Source organism: Pseudoalteromonas sp. S1727, from assembly GCF_005886375.1.
Lineage (GTDB): Bacteria > Pseudomonadota > Gammaproteobacteria > Enterobacterales > Alteromonadaceae > Pseudoalteromonas > Pseudoalteromonas haloplanktis.
Map to the genome: position 1 here is coordinate 1 of NZ_PNDT01000154.1, position 2530 is coordinate 2530.

A 2530-nucleotide genomic window follows, 5' to 3' on the forward strand; every position below is an offset into this window, starting at 1 on the left:
GCATCGTCTATCCTGATACTGACCACGGTGCCCGCAGGCTCGGTTGAGGTGCCTGTGATTGTCGGTGTGGCGTTATTGCCCAGGCCATTATCATTAACAGTCACACCCGGCACTGACGTATCAATATTACCGGTTAAGGCAAGTTGCGTGTCATTTCCTGCCGCATCAGTGATGCTTGCATCCACGCTATAGTCGCCTTCACTGAGGCCATTAGGAACTTCAACTGACCATTGGCCATTGCTTTGTACTGTTGCAGTCAGGGTTTGTGCAACCCCGTTTGCATCCGTGACAACTAAGGTGACTGTGCCGCCGATTTCATTACTTGTGCCACTGAATACTGGGGTGACATCTTTACCATCTCCGACCCCTTGCACAGTGAGGCTCGGCGCGGCGGTGTCAATCACGCCGCTAATTGAGTCGCTGGTTTCGTTGCCGACCCCGTCGCTAACACTCACATCAATCGTAAATTCACCATCGGGTAATGGGGTGGTTGGGCTGATTGCCCACTCACCATTGGCATCCACTATGGCGGTGACGGTTTGCGTATTACCGTCTTTATCGGTGACTAACACGGTCACCGCTGCGCCTTGCCCTGCATCCGTTGTGCCGCTGACTTCTGGGGTATTATCGTTGCTAAGTGTATCCACATTCACGGTTAAAGTCGGCGGTGTACCATCAAAATCAAGCGAGTTAATCGTGCGTATATTGCCTGCTTCATCGCTGGCACTGGCGGTCACGGAGGCCACACTCAGTAATGGAATGGTTAAACCGAGTAGACTCCAATCACCATTGGCATCGGTGGTTGTGGTGTAGGTTGCCCCAATACCGCCGCCGAGTAAGTTTTCGGTGATGGTGATTGTGCTACCCGCTGGTAAATCGGAAGTGCCGGTGAGGGTCACGAGTTGCCCAAGCAAGAAGGTGGGCACAAAGGCAAGCGCTGGCGGTATGGTATCCACCACACCATTGTCAGTAGCGCTACCAGTGTTGCCAGCTGCATCGCTGAGACTGGCGGTGACTGTGTAAGCGCCATCAAGCAATGGTTGCGCAGCTTCAGCGCTCCAATTGCCACTGCCATCGGTTTGCACTGTCACTGTATGGCTGCCATTACTATCGGTGAAGGTAATCGCGATATCACTGTTCGCTAAATCCGATGTACCGGTCACTACTGGGGTATTGTCGTTGGTTAATGCCGGTGCATCGATGCTGACGGTTGGCGCTTGCGTGTCTATCATGCCAGTTGCGCTATCGCTGCCGATATTGCCTGCGGCGTCGGTGACACTCACATTGACTGTGTACTCACCTTCGGCTATCGCGTTACTGGCCTCCACGGACCAATTGCCTGCGGCATCCGTTGTCGCTGTCGCGCTTTGGACTGCCCCATTGGCGCCAATGAGTGTCACGCTCACTTGCGTGCCCGCTGGCACGCCACTGCTTTGGCCACTAATGAGCGGGGTCACATCACTGCTGTCTGCCAGCGCATTCACGCTGATAACTGGCGCAGTTAAATCGATGACTCCTGTTACACTTGCACTGGCGGGGTTCCCTGCTTGATCTGAAACACTCGCTGTCACCGTGTACGTCCCTTCTGCTAATGCGTCCATGGCTGGAACTGACCAGGTGCCGTTTGGTGACATTTGTGTGGTGACTGTGTGTGAATTTCCTTCTGCATCATTAAACACCAGCGTGACGGTGCTCCCTTGTGGCGCACTGGCTGTGCCGCTGATGGTCGGGGTGGTATCGTTACTGTCTGCCGGTGGAGTGATCGTTATATCCGGCATCGTGGTATCGATGATCCCTGTCGCTGTGGCCGTGCCTTCATTACCCGCGATATCTGCCACGGTGGCGGTGACGCTAAAGTCGCCTTCGGCGAGCGCTGTATTCGCGGTAACACTCCACGTATTCCCTGAGACTGTGGTTTGCAGGGTCTCGGCGGGATTAATGCCGTCATTTATCACCACAGTGACGACACTGCCATCAGGTGCACTGCTGGTGCCATTTATGGTCGGTGTGGTGTCGTTGGTTTCGCCAATGACATTGATTGTAACACTCGGGGCTAAGGTGTTGAGTGTGAAGTTATCGGTGGCACTGTTGTTATTGCCTGCTGCATCGCTGACGCTGGCAACCACGGTATAATCATCATCAGCAAGCACCGGCGCGGTGACCGCCCACTCGCCATTACTATCAACCGTGGCACTGAGTGAGGTGACGGTGCCGCTGCTGTCGGTGACGGTGAGGCTGATCACTGTCCCTTGTGGCTCTGATGAAGTACCACTGAGTGTTGGGGTGTCATCATTGATTGCCCCAAGGTTATTAATGCTGATCAGCGGATCAAGGGTGTCTAAACGGCCGGTGCCGGTGTCACTGCCGGTGTTGCCCGCGGCATCCGTGATGCTGGCTGTCACGGTATATCCGCCATCAGGTAAGCTTGGCGCTGTAACCTGCCATGAGCCATCCCCTTGAACGGTGGCGCTTAACCCATAACTGTCGCCATTGGCATCGTCTATCCTGATACTGACCACGGTGCCCGCCG

The 2530-nt window shown here is 54.9% G+C and carries 1 protein-coding gene; it reads right to left on the reverse strand.

The genetic code is table 11. The features are described 5' to 3' along the window. On the reverse strand, positions 1-2519 hold a 2519-nt coding region (locus CWB85_RS21145; RefSeq protein ID WP_249314944.1), incomplete at its 3' end, for a beta strand repeat-containing protein. Between the last annotated feature and the right edge of the window lie 11 nt (positions 2520-2530).